The organism is Roseovarius dicentrarchi (assembly GCF_003316635.1).
Taxonomy (GTDB): Bacteria; Pseudomonadota; Alphaproteobacteria; order Rhodobacterales; family Rhodobacteraceae; genus Roseovarius; species Roseovarius dicentrarchi.
In genome coordinates this window covers 85,037-100,020 of sequence record NZ_QNQP01000009.1, presented here as the reverse complement: position 1 = coordinate 100,020, position 14,984 = coordinate 85,037, and the positions used below count along the sequence as shown (strand labels likewise).

General features: G+C 66.5%; 16 protein-coding genes and 1 riboswitch. Of the genes, 8 read left to right on the top strand and 8 right to left on the bottom strand.

Going from position 1 to position 14,984, the window contains the following annotated elements; translation table 11 throughout:
• Positions 1 to 5 precede the first annotated feature (5 nt).
• Genes DQ230_RS08625 through DQ230_RS08610 form a run of 4 tightly spaced genes read left to right on the top strand, consistent with a single transcriptional unit; the run spans position 6 to position 3,269 of the window.
• Positions 6 to 932, top strand: a complete 927-nt coding sequence (locus DQ230_RS08625; protein WP_113912181.1) for a branched-chain amino acid ABC transporter permease — start codon at positions 6 to 8, stop codon at positions 930 to 932.
• On the top strand, positions 929 to 1,873 hold the full coding sequence (locus DQ230_RS08620) for a branched-chain amino acid ABC transporter permease (RefSeq protein WP_113912180.1): 945 nt from the start codon (positions 929 to 931) through the stop codon (positions 1,871 to 1,873). Before DQ230_RS08625 ends, DQ230_RS08620 begins: the two co-directional genes overlap by 4 nt.
• Positions 1,870 to 2,574 carry an ABC transporter ATP-binding protein gene (locus DQ230_RS08615; protein WP_113912179.1) on the top strand — a complete coding sequence of 235 codons (705 nt, stop codon included), beginning with the start codon at positions 1,870 to 1,872 and terminating at the stop codon, positions 2,572 to 2,574. Before DQ230_RS08620 ends, DQ230_RS08615 begins: the two co-directional genes overlap by 4 nt.
• The gene (locus DQ230_RS08610) at positions 2,574 to 3,269 is read left to right on the top strand and encodes an ABC transporter ATP-binding protein (protein ID WP_113912178.1); all 696 of its coding nucleotides are present in this window, start codon (positions 2,574 to 2,576) and stop codon (positions 3,267 to 3,269) included. The genes DQ230_RS08615 and DQ230_RS08610 overlap by 1 nt, the downstream gene beginning before the upstream one ends.
• A gap of 69 nt (positions 3,270 to 3,338) precedes the next feature.
• Here DQ230_RS08610 and DQ230_RS08605 read toward each other — a convergent pair whose 3' ends face one another.
• The 8 genes from DQ230_RS08605 to DQ230_RS08570 all read right to left on the bottom strand — a co-directional run bounded on the left by DQ230_RS08605 (position 3,339) and on the right by DQ230_RS08570 (position 12,354).
• Positions 3,339 to 3,689, bottom strand: a complete 351-nt coding sequence (locus DQ230_RS08605; protein ID WP_113912177.1) for a cupin domain-containing protein — start codon at positions 3,687 to 3,689, stop codon at positions 3,339 to 3,341.
• A gap of 97 nt (positions 3,690 to 3,786) precedes the next feature.
• Positions 3,787 to 5,109 carry a M16 family metallopeptidase gene (locus DQ230_RS08600; protein WP_113912176.1) on the bottom strand — a complete coding sequence of 441 codons (1,323 nt, stop codon included), beginning with the start codon at positions 5,107 to 5,109 and terminating at the stop codon, positions 3,787 to 3,789.
• 11 nt (positions 5,110 to 5,120) lie between these two features.
• Positions 5,121 to 6,473: a M16 family metallopeptidase gene (locus tag DQ230_RS08595; protein ID WP_113912175.1), complete on the bottom strand. Its 1,353-nt coding sequence runs from the start codon at positions 6,471 to 6,473 to the stop codon at positions 5,121 to 5,123.
• A 106-nt stretch (positions 6,474 to 6,579) separates the two neighbouring features.
• The gene (locus tag DQ230_RS08590) at positions 6,580 to 7,086 is read right to left on the bottom strand and encodes a DUF3035 domain-containing protein (RefSeq protein WP_113912174.1); all 507 of its coding nucleotides are present in this window, start codon (positions 7,084 to 7,086) and stop codon (positions 6,580 to 6,582) included.
• A gap of 60 nt (positions 7,087 to 7,146) precedes the next feature.
• Positions 7,147 to 7,617, bottom strand: a complete 471-nt coding sequence (lspA, locus tag DQ230_RS08585) for a signal peptidase II (RefSeq protein WP_113912173.1) — start codon at positions 7,615 to 7,617, stop codon at positions 7,147 to 7,149.
• A gap of 25 nt (positions 7,618 to 7,642) precedes the next feature.
• The gene (purH, locus tag DQ230_RS08580) at positions 7,643 to 9,232 is read right to left on the bottom strand and encodes a bifunctional phosphoribosylaminoimidazolecarboxamide formyltransferase/IMP cyclohydrolase (RefSeq protein ID WP_113912172.1); all 1,590 of its coding nucleotides are present in this window, start codon (positions 9,230 to 9,232) and stop codon (positions 7,643 to 7,645) included.
• Complete coding sequence (locus tag DQ230_RS08575) at positions 9,229 to 11,001, bottom strand: heparinase II/III family protein (RefSeq protein WP_113912171.1); 1,773 nt, start codon at positions 10,999 to 11,001, stop codon at positions 9,229 to 9,231. Before DQ230_RS08575 ends, purH begins: the two co-directional genes overlap by 4 nt.
• A gap of 93 nt (positions 11,002 to 11,094) precedes the next feature.
• On the bottom strand, positions 11,095 to 12,354 hold the full coding sequence (locus DQ230_RS08570) for an RsmB/NOP family class I SAM-dependent RNA methyltransferase (protein ID WP_113912170.1): 1,260 nt from the start codon (positions 12,352 to 12,354) through the stop codon (positions 11,095 to 11,097).
• A gap of 66 nt (positions 12,355 to 12,420) precedes the next feature.
• Between DQ230_RS08570 and DQ230_RS17360 the strand changes: the two genes are divergently transcribed.
• The 4 genes from DQ230_RS17360 to thiD all read left to right on the top strand — a co-directional run bounded on the left by DQ230_RS17360 (position 12,421) and on the right by thiD (position 14,984).
• On the top strand, positions 12,421 to 12,606 hold the full coding sequence (locus DQ230_RS17360; protein WP_113912169.1) for a DUF1674 domain-containing protein: 186 nt from the start codon (positions 12,421 to 12,423) through the stop codon (positions 12,604 to 12,606).
• Positions 12,607 to 12,641: 35 nt separating this feature from the next.
• Positions 12,642 to 12,734: riboswitch (TPP riboswitch) on the top strand.
• Positions 12,735 to 12,787: 53 nt separating this feature from the next.
• Complete coding sequence (thiM, locus tag DQ230_RS08560) at positions 12,788 to 13,576, top strand: hydroxyethylthiazole kinase (RefSeq protein ID WP_113912168.1); 789 nt, start codon at positions 12,788 to 12,790, stop codon at positions 13,574 to 13,576.
• Entirely contained in the window at positions 13,576 to 14,190 is a 615-nt protein-coding gene (thiE, locus tag DQ230_RS08555) for a thiamine phosphate synthase (protein WP_113912215.1), read from the top strand. Before thiM ends, thiE begins: the two co-directional genes overlap by 1 nt.
• Positions 14,187 to 14,984, top strand: coding sequence for a bifunctional hydroxymethylpyrimidine kinase/phosphomethylpyrimidine kinase (gene thiD, locus DQ230_RS08550; protein WP_162497401.1), 798 nt, complete (start codon positions 14,187 to 14,189; stop codon positions 14,982 to 14,984). The genes thiE and thiD overlap by 4 nt, the downstream gene beginning before the upstream one ends.

Genomic DNA, 14,984 nt, shown 5'->3' with positions numbered 1-14,984 from the left:
GCCGGATGGAGATTGGCCCCTATCTGCTGCTTGCCACGCTGGAGGGCGCGGTGATGGCGTCGGTTCTGGCGCTGACGGCGGTGGGGCTGAGCCTTGTGTTCGGCGTGATGCGGGTGGTCAACATCGCGCATGGCGAGTTTTTCATGCTGGGCGCGATCCTGGCGTGGTACGTCACGCAGATGATCGGCGGGCCGCCCGCAATCGGCTTTGCCGTGGCGTTGGTGGCGGCGCCGCTGATCGTGGGGGCGATTGCCGTGGCTGCCGATATGACCATTCTCAAACGGCTGGACTATGACCCGGAGCGTACCATCGTTGCCACCATCGGCCTGCTCTACATCATCCAGCAACTGACGCTGATGGGGTATGGCCCCGAGGCGCGGCCCGTCGCGCCGCCCTTCAACACCCGGCTGGCGCTGCCGTGGTTCGAGGTCAAGGAGGGCGCGCTGGCGCTCTATTGGCCGTGGGGGCTGAGCACGACCAGCTATAAACTGGCGGTGATCGGCGCCGGGGTGGCGGTGCTGCTGGGTGTCTGGGCGATGATGGCGCGCACGCGGATCGGGCTGGTCATGCGCGCGGTTCAGGCGGATCGCGACATGGCCCTGGCGTTCGGCATCCCGGTCGAGCGGGTCTATGCCATGGTGTTCGGCATCGGGGCGGCGCTGGCGGCGCTGGCCGCTGTATTGATCGTGCCCATATCGCAGGCGCATTACCTGATGGGGGCCGATCCCTTGCTGCTGGCCTTTACGGTGGTCATCATCGGCGGGCTGGGCAGCCTGCCGGGCACGGTATTTGCCGCCATCCTGATCGGGCTGAGCGACGGCATCATCTCGGTCTTTTTCTCGCCCACGCTGGCCAAGATATTGGCGACGCTGCTGGTGGCGCTGGTGCTGGTGTTTCGCCCGCAGGGCCTGTTTGGCGCGCGGCGGGCATGAGCGGGGCGGCGCGTATAACACTGCTGCATGGTGGGCTGATCGCCGCGCTGCTGGCGCTGCATTTTGTGCTGCCGGTCTATCATCATGGCAATATGGCGCGGATCATGGTGCTGGCCAGCTATGCTGTGGGCTATAACATCGTTTTTGGCTACACCGGCCTGCTTAGCCTGGGACATGCACTGTTCTTTGCCGCCGGGATGTACGGCATGGGGCTGGCCGTGCAGCATCTGGGCATGGGACCGGGCGCGGCGCTGGCCATTGGGGTGGCTGCCGGGGCGCTGATAGCCGGCGCGCTGGGGCTGCTGGCGCTGCGCACGACGGGGGTCGCGTTCATGATCGTGACGCTGATGTTCGCGCAGGCCGGATATCTGGCCATCCTCTATTTCGGCGACTGGACGCGCGGGGACGAGGGGTTTGTTATTGCCCGTGCCAGCCGCGTCTTATGGGGCATCGACCTGAGCGATCCGGGCAACCGGTATCTGGCCGCGTGGGCGCTGTTTTCCGCCGCGCTGCTGGCCAGCCTCTGGTTGGTGCGCGCGCCGTTCGGGCGCAGCCTGATCGCCATCCGCGAGAATGAGGCGCGCACTGTCATGCTGGGCTATGACACGTTTCGCCTGAAATGGGCGGCGATGGTGGTGTCAGGCACCATATCGGGTGCGGCGGGGGCGGCCTATGCGCTGCTGTTCGGCTATGCGGGGGCCAGCTTTGCCGCGGTTGAATATTCGATCCTGCCGCTTTTGTGGGTGCTGCTGGGCGGGGCGGGGACGGTGCTGGGGCCGTTTGTGGGAACGCTGTTCATGTTCTATCTGATCGACCTCAGCTCTGGTATAACGACGGCTTACATGCTGATTGCGGGTGTCGTTCTGGTGCTGCTGACGCTGTTCGCGCCGCAGGGCCTGATGGGCGAGCTGCGCCGCCGGTTCTGGGGCTGGCTGCCATGAGCCTGCTAAACGTCCGAGGCCTGACCAAGCTCTATGACGGCGTGCGCGCTGTCGCGGAGGTGTCGCTGGACATCCCCCAGGGCGAGGTGCGCGCGCTGATCGGGCCGAATGGCGCCGGCAAGACGACGCTGGTGGGCATGATCGCGGGGCGCATCACGCCGGATGCGGGGCAGGTGGTGCTGGCCGGGCAGGACATTACGCGGCTGCCCGCGCACCGGCGCACGCGGCTGGGCATGGCCTATACGTTTCAGATCACGTCCGTCTTCGCGCGCCTGCCGGTGGCCGAAAACGTGGCGCTGGCCGCAAGGCCGCATATGCCGCGCGCCGATGTGCCCGGCGCGGTGCAGGCGGCGCTGGCGCGCGTCGGGCTGACCGACCCGTCCGCGCGCGCGGGCGATCTGAGCTATGGCCATCAGCGCCTGCTGGAGATTGCCATGGGCATCGTTCAGGCGCCCCGCCTGCTGATTCTGGACGAGCCGACCCAAGGGTTGTCCGAGGGCGAAATTGACGGGTTCAAGGCGCTGGTGTGCGATCTGGCCGCGCAAACCACGATCCTGCTGATCGAGCATAACATGGACGTTGTCATGGCGCTGGCGGACCGGGTCACGGTGCTGAACGCGGGCGAGGTTCTGATGACCGGCACCCCGGCCGAGGTCCGCGCCGATCCGGGCGTGCAATCCGCCTATCTGGGGGCGCCGTGATGCTGAAGCTGGACCGCATCAGCGCCGGATATGGCGCGGCGCAGGTGCTGCGCGACGTGTCGCTGAGTGTTTCGGCGGGCGAAATCCTGTGCCTGATGGGCCGCAATGGTGCCGGGAAAACCACCGCGATGCGCGCCATCATGGGGCTGATTCCGCTGATGGGCGGGCGCGTGTTGCTGGACGGCGCCGAGGTCAGCGCGCTGCCCGCGCATAAGGTGGCGCGCGCCGGGATCGGCTATGTGCCGCAGGGCCGGGGCCTGTTTGCCGGACTGACGGTGGCGCAGAATCTGGAAATCGGGATGCGCACCCGCGCCAGCCCCCCGGACGTTCTGGAGGAGGTGCTGGCGCTGTTCCCGCGCTTGCGCGAACGCTATCGCCAGCAAGCGCAGACGCTTTCGGGGGGCGAGCAGCAGATGCTGGCCACCGCCCGCGCGCTTTGCCTGCGCCCCAAGGCGCTGCTGCTGGACGAGCCGACCGAAGGGTTGCAGCCGTCGATGGTGGCGGCGATCCGCGATGTGACGCTGGCCATGCGTGCCAAAGGCGTGGCAATATTGCTGGTGGAACAACGGCTTGATGCGGTGTTGCAGATCGCGGACCGGGTCGCGTTCATCGAGAACGGACGCGGCGGCGACGTGGTGCCGGTGGAGGCGCTGGCACGCGACCGCAGCATTGCCGCGCGCTATCTGGGGGTGTGAAACACATAACGCCGGGCGATCGTGCCCGGCGTTGCAGGGGAAATGACGGCCCCGGATTCTGACCCCGGATTACAGGGTGATGACGAAATGCTTGGTCACATCCTCAAGGATTTCCCACGTGCCCTTGAAGTCAGCCTCCACGACAAATGCGTCGCCCGGCCCCACCTCGACCGGGTCGCCGCCATCGGGGGTGATGATGATGCGGCCCGAAATCATGTGAACGAATTCGTAGTCGGTATAGGTGGCGTGAAAGGTGCCTTTAGTTGCCTGCCAGGTGCCTGACAGAACCTTGCCGTCCTCGGTCTTGTGCTGGACCGTGGTGGTCATGGTGGGGTTGCCGTCAATCGCCTTCCATCCCGGCAGGTTGTTTTTGTCGCCGCCGGAAACTTCGCCGAATTTTACCAGTGTATCGCGTGCCATGGAAATCGTCCCTGTTTTGCCAAAGCTGTTGTGCTTGATCTTCAGCTTAGCCAAAGGCGGAAACTAAGCAATCTGGATTCGGCGGCCAGCGGCGCGATCACTCTGTCGTCGTCGCCCCGACCCCTTCGGGTTTGCCGGCAACCACAAAGGTCAACTTGGACGGGTCCAGCAGCTCGCGCGCGACGCGGTTGATCTGCTCCAGTGTGACGGCGTTGACCTTGTCGTTGCGGGTGGCGATGTAATCTGTCGGCAACCCCTCGACCTGCATTTCCACGGCGATGTTTGCAATCGGCGCGTTGCCGTCAAAGCGCAGTGGATAGGCGCCGGTCATGTAGGTTTTCGCGTCCTCCAGCTCTTGCGCGGTCACGCCGTTATCACGCATTTTCTGCCACTCGTCCTGGATAACCTCGATCGCCTGCGCCACGCGGTCATTGGCCGACGCCACCTGACCCATCCACAGCTGCGCATTGTCGCGGTCCACCAGATAGGAGTAGACGCCGTAAGTCAGCCCGCGCTTTTCGCGCACTTCCTGCATCAGGCGGCTTTCAAATCCGCCGCCGCCCAGGATCTGGTTCAGCAGGTAGGCGGCAAAAAAATCAGGATCATCGCGGTCGATACCGGGCTGGGCAAAGGTGACGACAGATTGCGGCGTTGGAAAATCAATTACCGTGATCCCGCCGGGCAGGTCCGTATCGGCGGCGCCGGGCAGGTCGATATCGGACGTTGCAGGCAAGCCGTCCGTCAGATCGGCCACCAGCGCGGTCAGCTGATCGGCGGTGATGTCGCCAACGGCGGCCACGTACAGCCGGTCGCGCACCAGCGCCGCACGGTGGGCAGCGATGAGATCGTCGCGCGTCAGGCTGGCAACGCTGTCCAGCGTGCCATCCTTGGATGTGGCGTAGGGGTGATCGCCGAATGTCTGCGCGTCAAAACGGCGCGAGACGATGGCGCGCGGGTCTTTCATATCCGATTCGATGATCGAATTGACCTGCGCACGCACCCGGTCGATGGATTTTTGGTTGAACGCCGGGTTCACAAGGCTTTCGCGCAGCAGCGCCACCGCCTGATCGCGGTTTTCGGTCAGAAAGCGCGCCGAAACAGACAGCATGTCATCCCCGACGTTATAGGAGAAATTGGCGGCCAGCGCCTCGGCCCGGCGGGCAAATTCGCGGCTGTCCATGTCGCCTGCGCCCTCTTCCAGAAGGCCGGTCATCAGGTTGGTCGCGCCGCGTTTGCCGGGCTGGTCCAGTGACGCGCCCCCGCGAAACCGCATTTCCAGCGCCACGAAGGGGATCGTGTGATCCTCGACCAGCCACAGGTTGATGCCGTCCGGCGTGGTCAGATCCTGCACGTCTATTTCCGCGCTTGCAGGCGCGGCCAACATCGCGGCGGCAAGGGCGGCAGCGGCCCAGCGGATCATGCGGGAAGGGGTCATTGCGTCACCTCCGGGGTGGTATTTGCGTCTGCGCTGCTGAGATATCCGGTGACAGAGCGTTCGGCGACGAACAGCTCCTGCGCGGCCTGCATCACGTCGTCTGCCGTGACGGCCTGCAACACGTCGGGCCAGTCCTGCACATCCTGCACCGTCAGCCCCGAGGTCAGCGCCGCGCCATAGCGGTTGGCCAGCCCGTTCACATCATCGCGGGCATAGATCTGCGCGGCGCGCAGCTGCATCTTGATCCGGTCCAGCTGCTCGGCGTCAACGCCTGTTTCGAGAAAGTCAGCAATGACGGCATCCATCGCCGCCTCGGCCTCGGGCAGGGGGGTGCCGGGGACGGGGACCACCAGCAGCGTGAATTTGGTGTCGTCCAGCGAAATCCCGTCATACCAGGCCGCAGATTGCACCGCGATCCGGCTGTCGAATTGCAGCTTTTCGGCCATGACCGATGTGGTGCCGCCGCCCAGAATTTCGGCCAGCACGGTCAGCGCCGCCGCGCGGGCCTGATCGCCGCTGTCACGTTCGGGCGCCAGATAGCTGCGCGTCAGGTAGGGCTGCGCCACACGGGCGTCCTGCATGGCAAGGCGGCGCGCGGCCAGTTGGCGCGGCTCTTGCGGGCGGATCCGCTCGGGCAGGTCGGGGTTTGCTGTCAGCGGTCCATAGTATTTCTGCGCCAGCGCATGCACGTCCTGCGCCGCCACATCGCCCGCGACGACGACGATGGCATTGTTGGGCGAATAATACAGGCCGTAGAAATCCTTGGCATCCTCCAGCGTCAGCAGCGGCTGTTCATGCTGCCAGCCGATCACCGGATCGCTGTAGGGGCTGTTCAGGTATTGCGCCGCGTTCTGCTGTTCGCGGAACAGCGCGCCGGGGTTGTTTTCCACGCGCATATTGCGTTCTTCGATGATGACGTCCCGCTCGGTCGCGACGTTATCCTCATCCAGTTGCAGATTGACCATGCGGTCGGATTCCATCTGCATCATCAATTCCAGACGGTCGGCGGCAACGCGCTGATAATAGGCGGTATAATCGTAACTGGTAAAGGCATTGTCACTGCCGCCCTGCTTGGCCACGGTCGAGGAAAACTCGCCGGGCGCCAGCGTGTCCGTGCCCTTGAACAGCAGGTGTTCCAGAAAATGCGCCACGCCCGAGGCGCCCGGCGGCTCGTCCGCCGACCCCGCGCGATACCAGACCATGTGGGTGACGACAGGCGCGCGGTGATCCTCGATCACCACCAGGTCCAGACCGTTATCGAGGGTATAGGTCGTGACGTTATCCGTGCCGGTCTGCGCCATTGCGCTCAGCGGAAAAAGGGCGGTCAGGGCGATCAGCAGGGCGCGCATGCGGGGCCTCCGGTTAGGGATGATTATGGCGCATAGGTATGGCATCGGGCGCCATGCGCAACCCGCGATGTCGGATATGTGAATTTCGGGGCGCGTGGGCGCGTTATCAGCCGGGCGGGGCCGAGGGGGTGACGGCACCGCTGCGCTGCATGCGCTGCTTTTCGGCCTGCGCGTCCAGCCACTGCTTGGAATATGCGTTGGTGTAGTCGTCATTGCGGCCCAGATTGAACAGGTTCACCCGGCCGTAGCTGCGCCGCGTATCGGCATCCTCGGCGGCCAGTTGCTGGCGAATGACGGGGCTGCTGCCGTGGCGCTGGGCGTGGTTGACCAGCCCGGCATTGCTGCCCGATATGCCCGAGGGCACCGTTGCCGCCGGGTTGCCGCCCAGTGCGGCGATACCGTCGGCCCTTGGGTTGGCATCCACCAGATTGGCCACGCCGGGCGTGGGCGCGGGCAGGGAATTGTAGCTGTCCGGCGTCTGCAAGGGCTTGCTCGGCAAGACGGTGAATTCGTCCGGTCCGTTGCTGGTGTTTTTGATCCGGCTCAGTTTGCCATTGCCGCAGGCGGGCAGGGCAAGGATCAGGATCGTCAGTGCAATGATGCCGCGGCGCATGGTCGTGGCCCTTCTGTCATAGATGTCTGGTCGTGTGTTTACCGCATGTTCGCCCCGGCGTCACGCGGGCTTTTTGCCGGGGGTAAAGATGACCACGCCCAGCGCCCCGGCAAAGATCGCGATGTCAGCGACGTTGAACGCAAACGGATTGTTGAAGCCGCAGCAGGACATGTTCAGAAAATCGGCCACAGCGCCATACAAGATCCGGTCAATCACATTGCCCAGCGCGCCGCCCACCAGCATGCCGACGGCGATTTTCTGCCACTTGCCGCCCGGTTCGTGATGTGTCCACCACAGGACGGCCACGCAAATGACCAGGGCCAGCGCGATCAGCACCCAGCGCGTGACGGGCGAATCGCCCGCCATCAGGCCAAAATTGATGCCATAGTTCCACGCCATCCGCAGCACCAGATAGGGCGGCGCCACTTCGATCGTGCCGACGTTGCGCAGGTCCATCCAGTGAACCACCAGCCATTTGCTGGCCTGATCCACCAGAAATACCCAGAACGTGGTCCAGAATACGGTTTTCATCACGCTCTCCTGTCGGTGCGGGGTATCAGTGGCGGAAATGACGCATGCCGGTCAGCACCATCGCAAGCCCCGCGTCATCCGCGGCCGCAATAACCTCGTCGTCGCGCATGGAGCCGCCGGGGTGGATCACCGCCGTCGCGCCCGCCTCGGCGGCGGTCAGCAGCCCATCGGCAAAGGGAAAGAACGCGTCAGAGGCGACAACGCTGCCCTGGGTCAGCGGACGCGGCAGGCCCAGCGCCTCGGCCATGTCCTGGGATTTGCGCGCGGCGATGCGGCAGCTGTCCACGCGGCTCATCTGGCCGGCACCAACGCCGACGGTGGCGCCGTCACGGACATAGACGATGGCATTGGATTTGACGTGTTTCGCCACCTTCCACGCAAACAGCATGTCGGCCATTTCCGCGTCGGTCGGCTGGCGTTTGGTCACGACTTTCAGATCGCCCGGCTCCAGATGGCCGTTATCCTTGTCCTGCATCAGATAGCCGCCCGAAACCTGCCGGATCGTCTGCGCCGCGCTGCGCGGGTCGGCCATGCCATCGGTGATCAGCAGGCGCAGGTTCTTCTTGGCCTCGAAAATGCGGCGCGCGTCGTCGTCCGCGCCGGGGGCGATGACGACCTCGGTGAAGATCTGCGCGATCTCCTCGGCGGTGGCGCCGTCCAGCGGGCGGTTCAGCGCGATGATGCCGCCGAAGGCCGATGTGCGGTCGCAGTCAAAGGCGCGCGTATAGGCGTCCTTGAGCGTGGCCGCGCGGGCAACGCCGCAGGGGTTGGCGTGTTTGATGATGGCGCAGGCGGGGCCGTCCTCGGGGGCGAACTCGCTGGCCAGCTCGAACGCGGCATCGGTGTCGTTGATGTTGTTGTAGCTCAGCGCCTTGCCCTGAAGCTGCTCGGCGGTGGCGACGCCGGGGCGGGCGCTGCCGTCCAGATAGAAGGACGCCGATTGATGCGGATTCTCGCCATAGCGCAGCACCTGTGCCAGCGTGCCGGCCACGGTGCGACGGCGCGGGGCGCTGTCACCCTGCTGCGCAGCCATCCAGCCGGATACAGCCGAATCATATGCCGCCGTGCGCGAATAGGCCGTCATCGCCAGTTTGCGGCGGAAGGCCAGCGTGGTGCCGCCGTCATGCGCCTCCATCTCGGCCAGAAGGGCATCGTAATCCTCCACATCGACGACAACGTTTACAAAGCCGTGGTTCTTGGCGGCGGCGCGAATCATTGCCGGACCGCCGATGTCGATATTTTCAACGCAGGTGTCATAATCGGCGCCCGCTGCAACGGTCGATTCAAACGGGTAGAGGTTCACCACCAGCAGATCGATCGCGCCGATGCCATGTTCGTCCATCGCGCGCAGATGGTCGTCATTGTCGCGCAGCGCCAGCAGCCCGCCATGCACGGCGGGGTGCAGGGTTTTCACACGGCCATCCATCATTTCGGGAAAGCCGGTCACATCGGCCACATCGCGCACCTCCAGCCCCGCCTGCCGCAACGACTTGGCGCTGCCCCCGGTGCTGAGCAATTCGACCCCGCGCTGCGCAAGGGCGCGGCCCAGGTCAATCAGCCCCGTCTTGTCGGAGACGGACAAAAGGGCGCGGCGGATGGGGGCGATATCGGTCATGTCGGTTTCCTGCGTGGTTGGGCGTCCTGGTCGGGGCCGGGCGTATGATACGGCGCGTCCTGCGCCAGATCGCGAATGCCGGTCGGGGTATCCTGTGCCTTGGCCAGCGACCATCTGATGCGGGTCGCATACTCCAGCGCGGCGCCAGATAAAACTATCTGTTTGCTCGGGCGGGGCTTCAGCCGGGTTTTTTCCAGATAAACCGACGGCTCCAGCACCATTTTCGCGCGGGCATCGGTGCGGAATACCCAGATTTCGCCGCTGCGCAGTGCCAGCGATATCGCCGCGCCGCCCATGTCCAGCGCCGCGTCCACCTCGGGGTGAAGGTGAAACCGGATCTGAAAGGGGATACCCTGAAGCGCGCGCGCGTCAATGACCTGATCAAACCGGCGTTTATCCGTATCGGGCAGCGCCAGCAGCATATCCTCGCCGGCGATGCCGCGCCCGTCGAACGTCATTTCGATGGTGCGCGCATGGGTCAGTCCGAACTGCGGCGCATAGCCGTCATGCCCGCCCTCAAACCGCAGCCCGTCGGAGGCCTGGCTTAGCTGGACCTGCACATCGCGCGGACCGCTGGCCAGCCAGTCGGCCTGCGCGCCGGTGCCCAGCCGGGCGCTGGATTCGCCCGCGACAACCAGCGTGGAATGTGACGGGGTCGCGCGTCCCGCGCGCCGCCATTCGGCGCCAAAGCTGGCGCCGGACCCACAGTTGACGATCAGCGGGCGCCGCCCCGATGTCAGCTCGAATGCCAAGGTCGAGGCATGCGCGCCGGCCGATGCGGCGCCCATCGGCGGCGGCGCCGCATCGATGATGACCGAGGTGCGCCCGGCGCTCAGCCGGGCGTATCCCATCGCCAGATCGCCCTTGTGCCGCGCCTTTACCCCGCTGGTGGCCAGCGCTGTGTCCAGCCGCCCTTCCAACCCGCGCCCGCCGCCGTGAAACCGCGCCAGCCCGCCATCCGAATGGCGCAGGCTGCGCAAGGTGGGCGCGATCCGCGCCGTCGCGGCGCTGAGCGATGGGGGCGGTGTCTGGCCTGCATCCGTCAGCGCGGCGGTGGCCCATGTCAGCAGCGTAAAGACATCCAGCAACTCTTCGGGGTTGCGGGTGGGCAGCAGTCCTTCGGCGCCGATGCGTGCGTCACATTCGCGGCCCAGTGCCAGCGCGGCGGCGGGCGCGTGAGCCTGCATCCCCTCCAGCGCAAGCCCGGCATAGACCAGTCCGGTCAGCGCCTCGATCCGGGGCAGGCCGGGGTCCGTGGCATGCCAGCGCCGACTCAGAAACAGGGTCTGCTGCGCCAGCGAGCGATAAAATGCATCGGTGGCGGGCTTGTCCTGCCCGGCCAGCAAAAACAGCGCGTGATTGATCCAGCGGATCAGGCGCCGGCCGGTCAGGCCCGGCGTCCAGCCGGGGCCGCGCCCGGCGCCGTAACGTTCAATCCATTGCCGGGTCCAGTTTTGGGCGCAGATACGGGCGGGGGCATCGCCTGCCGCTGCCAGATCATCCAGCCAGCCAAATCCGTGCATCTGCGCCTCGAACGCCGCATCGGGCGGGGTCAGATCCCAGATCGACGTGTCCGGCTGCGCGACCAGATGGCCGGCGAACATGAAATTGCCCGCCGACAGCTGCCTGCCGCGCGCAAAGCTGCCGATGGTGCGCGGCTCGGGCGCCGAAACGAAGGCGGTCACCGGCCTCGCGCGCACCGCACGGCGCGCGGCGGCACGGTTTTGCAGATGCGTCCATTTCGCACGATATGAGCCGGAAAACTTCATGCGCCTCGCCAATACGCGCTCTTCTCGGCGCCATTTCAGGCAGCAGCATATCGCGCGCCGCGGGCCAAGTCACCGCGCGATTGCGATATCGCCTCAGGTTTTCAGCACCGCGATATAGAACCCGTCCATGCCGCCGATATCGCCCCAGTAATCCGGGCGCAGGCGCAAACCACCCTCGTCGGTGATCCAAGCAGGGTCGATGCCGGGCAGGTCCAGCGCGGCGCGGTCAACCGACAGGCCGCTGTGGCGCAGCAGCGCGTCGTCGATCTGGCATTCGCCCTCATCGGGCAGCAGCGAGCAGGTGCAATAGACCAGCCGCCCGCCGGGATTCAAAAGGCTCAGCGCGCGGTCCAGCATCGCCGCCTGAAGCGCGATCAGATCGCCGATTTCGCTGCCATCACGCGCATGCGGCAGATCGGCATGCCGCCGGATCGTGCCGGTGGCCGAACAGGGCGCATCCAGCAGGATCGCGTCGTAATTGCCCTGATGCGTCAGCGCGTCGCCGGTCACCAGTGTCGCCTTCAGCCCCGTACGTTTCAGGTTTTCGCGCACCCGCGCCATGCGCGCGTCCGAGATGTCCAGCGCGGTGACATCCGCGCCGGTGGCCGCCAGTTGCAGCGTCTTGCCCCCAGGCGCGGCGCACATGTCCAGCACCGCCTCGCCGGGGGCCGCGTTCAGCGCGCGCGCCGGAATGGCGGCGGCGGCGTCCTGCACCCACCAGTCGCCTGCCTCGAAACCGGGCAGGGCGCTGACCTGCCCGGCGTTATGCACGCGCACCGATCCTGTTGGCAAAACCGTACCGCCCAGCGCATCGGCCAGCGCGGCTGCATCGCCCTTTGCCGTCAGATCCAGCGGCGCGCCGGCGAAATGCGCGGCCTCGAACCCGGCGACCGCCTTGGCGCCATATGCCTCGGACAGAGGGGCGCGCAGCCATTTTGGCAGATGCGGCACGCGCAGCCTGGCCCATTCGGCGGGGCCGTCCGCGGCCACCTTGCGCAGCACCGCATTCACCAGCCCCTTGAGCCGGACAAACCGCTTGTCGCCCGCCACCAGCCCGACGCAATCGTTCACCACCCCATGCGCATCGCCGCCAAGGCACAGCTCGACCGTGCCCAGCCGCAGGATGTTCATCACCGGCAGGGGCGGCGCTTTGCGCAGGTGTTTGGCCAGCACGCGATCGGCCCGCTCCATCCCGCGCAAGGTTTGCGTGGCAAGGCGCTGGGCGCGGGCGCGGTCCGGCGCCTCCAGCCGGTCCAGCGCGCCGGACGCCAGAAGATCGGCCAACTGGCGTTGCTCGCCCAGGATCTGGTCCAGCAGGCGGGTGGCGGCGGCGCGGGGCGAATGCGGGGGCATGGCAAATCCTTGCTGAATGATGACGGCGGCGTATATCAAGGGGCAACGCCGAAAGGAACCCATGCCATGACCGACCGCCCCGACACCCCGCCCCTGCCGCCCGCCGCCATCCGCGCCCTTGCCGAAGCCGAACAGCGCCGCGCCGCCGCCAAGCCCCGCGATCTGCCCAAGGAACTGGGCGGCCGCAAGAACGGGCCAGAGGCGGTGCGCTACGGCGATTGGGAGAAGAAGGGCATCGCCATCGATTTCTGATGGCTTGACGCCGGGCCGCCGCGCGCCCATGATTGCCTGCGTAACAGGGGCGCCCCAACCGGGGCTGAGATGCACCCTTCGAACCTGAACCGGATCATGCCGGCGGAGGAAGTTGCAGCGCAGACGGGGCCACATGCCCCGCCCAGCGACGCACCCCTTTGCGGCCAAAAGGGGGATCACGATGATAGACGCAGGACACCACTTGGCGCAGATGCGCGAGCGCGCGCCGCTGGTGCAGAACATCACAAATTTCGTCGCAATGAACGTCATGGCCAATATCCTGCTGGCCATCGGCGCCAGCCCGGCCATGAACCACGCGCCGGAAGAGGTGGGCGAATTTGCCGGGCTGGCCGATACGCTCAGCGTCAATATCGGCACGCTGGATCCCGAATGGGTCAGCTCGATGGAAATCGCCGCCCGCGTCATGGCCGAGGCGGGCAAGCCCTGGGTGCTGGACCCGGTCGCTGTCGGCGCCACGGCGCTGCGCCGCGATGCGGGCGCGCGTCTGCTGGCGCTGAAACCCACGGTCATTCGCGGCAACGCCTCGGAAATCATCGCGCTGGCCGGGGCCGATGCGGCGGGCAAGGGCGCCGATACCGCGAATGCGGTCAGCGACGCGGTAGAGGCGGCGCAGGCATTGGCCCGCCAGACCGGCGGCGTCGTCGCCGTCACCGGCGAGGTGGATTACGTCACCGATGGACACACCGCCTACCGGATCGCGGGCGGTCATGCGCTGATGCCGCGCATCACCGTGCTGGGCTGTTCGCTGACCGGGGTGGTCGCCGCCTTTGCCGTGGGCCAGCCTGCGCTGCCGGCGACCGTGGCCGCGCTGGCCAGCTATGCCGTGGCGGGCGAAATGGCGGGCGCAAATGCGGCCGGGCCGGCCAGCTTTCAGGTGGCGTTTATCGACGCGCTGCACAACATGACGCCGCAGGACGTGACGGCGCGCGCGCGGATCACAGCGGCATGATGCCCGGTCCGGTTTACTTTGTCACCGACCCAGATGCGCCTGCCAGCGTGCCCGATCAGGTGCGCGCGGCGGTGGCGGCGGGCGTTACCATCGTGCAGTTGCGTGACAAGCACGCCAGCGATGCGCAGATGATCGCGCAGGCGCGGGAGTTGCAGCCCATCACGCGGGCATCGGGGGCAAGGCTGGTGATCAATGACCGGATTGACGTGGCCGTTCAGGTGGCCGCCGATGGGTTGCATGTGGGGCAGGGCGATGGGGATATCGCCGCCATCCGCGCCCGGATTGGGCCGGACATGCTGCTGGGCCTGTCGGTGGAAACGCTGGCGCAGCTGGTCGCGATCCCGGCGGATACGGTCGATTATCTGGGCGTCGGCCCCCTGCGCGCAACCGCGACCAAGCCGGACGCGGCGCAGCCGCTGGGCTTTGACGGTCTGGCCCGCATCATCGCCGCAACGCCGCTGCCCTGCGTTGCGATCGGCGGTGTCAAGCCGGGTGATCTGGCCGCCATCCGGCAGGCGGGCGCGGCCGGTGTCGCCGTCGTATCGGCCATATCGCGCGCGGCGGATATGCAGGCCGCCGCGCGCGCCCTGATTGCAGAATGGAGCGCAGCATGATCCCCAATATCCTGTCCATCGCCGGGTCCGACCCATTGGGCGGCGCCGGTATTCAGGCCGATATCAAGGCGATTTCGGCCAATGGCGGCTATGCCATGGCCGCCATCACCGGGCTGACCGCGCAAAATACGCGCGGCGTTCAGGCGGTGCAGCTGGTCGATGCCGCCATGGTGACGGCGCAGATCGCGGCGCTGCGCGAGGATATCCGCATCGACGCGGTCAAGATCGGGATGCTGGGCAGCGCCGCGATCATCACCGCGGTCGCAGACGCGCTGGAGGGGGTGGAGGCGCCCATTGTCCTCGATCCGGTGATGGTGGCCAAGGGCGGCGACCGCCTGCTGGAAGCGGCGGCAGTGGCCGCCCTGCGCGACCGCCTTTTGCCGCGCGCGGCGCTGATCACTCCGAACCTGCCCGAGGCGGCCGATCTGCTGGACCTGCCCGAGGCGCGCGACGAGGCCGGGATGCAAATCCACGCTGAACACCTTCTGGCGCTGGGCGCTAGGGCGGTTCTGCTGAAGGGCGGGCATCTGCCCGGCGCGCATAGTCCGGATCTGCTGCTGACCGGCGCGGGGGCCACATGGCTGCGCGCTCCGCGCATCGACAGTGCCAACACGCATGGCACCGGATGCACTCTTTCGTCGGCCATTGCGACGCATCTGGGACATGGGCAGGAACTACTGCAAGCTGTTCAGAGCGCGAAAAGCTACATCACCGGCGCAATTTCCGGCGCATCGCGCCTGTCTGTCGGGCAAGGTCACGGGCCGACCCATCACTTTCATGCGTGGCAACAATAG

Coding starts and splice junctions, on each gene's coding strand:
- DQ230_RS08625 (WP_113912181.1), top strand. CDS start 6: ATGGAGATTGGCCCCTATCTGCTGCTTGCCACGCTGGAGGGCGCGGTG.
- DQ230_RS08620 (WP_113912180.1), top strand. CDS start 929: ATGAGCGGGGCGGCGCGTATAACACTGCTGCATGGTGGGCTGATCGCC.
- DQ230_RS08615 (WP_113912179.1), top strand. CDS start 1,870: ATGAGCCTGCTAAACGTCCGAGGCCTGACCAAGCTCTATGACGGCGTG.
- DQ230_RS08610 (WP_113912178.1), top strand. CDS start 2,574: ATGCTGAAGCTGGACCGCATCAGCGCCGGATATGGCGCGGCGCAGGTG.
- DQ230_RS08605 (WP_113912177.1), bottom strand. CDS start 3,689: ATGGCACGCGATACACTGGTAAAATTCGGCGAAGTTTCCGGCGGCGAC.
- DQ230_RS08600 (WP_113912176.1), bottom strand. CDS start 5,109: ATGATCCGCTGGGCCGCTGCCGCCCTTGCCGCCGCGATGTTGGCCGCG.
- DQ230_RS08595 (WP_113912175.1), bottom strand. CDS start 6,473: ATGCGCGCCCTGCTGATCGCCCTGACCGCCCTTTTTCCGCTGAGCGCA.
- DQ230_RS08590 (WP_113912174.1), bottom strand. CDS start 7,086: ATGCGCCGCGGCATCATTGCACTGACGATCCTGATCCTTGCCCTGCCC.
- lspA (WP_113912173.1), bottom strand. CDS start 7,617: ATGAAAACCGTATTCTGGACCACGTTCTGGGTATTTCTGGTGGATCAG.
- purH (WP_113912172.1), bottom strand. CDS start 9,232: ATGACCGATATCGCCCCCATCCGCCGCGCCCTTTTGTCCGTCTCCGAC.
- DQ230_RS08575 (WP_113912171.1), bottom strand. CDS start 11,001: ATGAAGTTTTCCGGCTCATATCGTGCGAAATGGACGCATCTGCAAAAC.
- DQ230_RS08570 (WP_113912170.1), bottom strand. CDS start 12,354: ATGCCCCCGCATTCGCCCCGCGCCGCCGCCACCCGCCTGCTGGACCAG.
- DQ230_RS17360 (WP_113912169.1), top strand. CDS start 12,421: ATGACCGACCGCCCCGACACCCCGCCCCTGCCGCCCGCCGCCATCCGC.
- thiM (WP_113912168.1), top strand. CDS start 12,788: ATGATAGACGCAGGACACCACTTGGCGCAGATGCGCGAGCGCGCGCCG.
- thiE (WP_113912215.1), top strand. CDS start 13,576: ATGCCCGGTCCGGTTTACTTTGTCACCGACCCAGATGCGCCTGCCAGC.
- thiD (WP_162497401.1), top strand. CDS start 14,187: ATGATCCCCAATATCCTGTCCATCGCCGGGTCCGACCCATTGGGCGGC.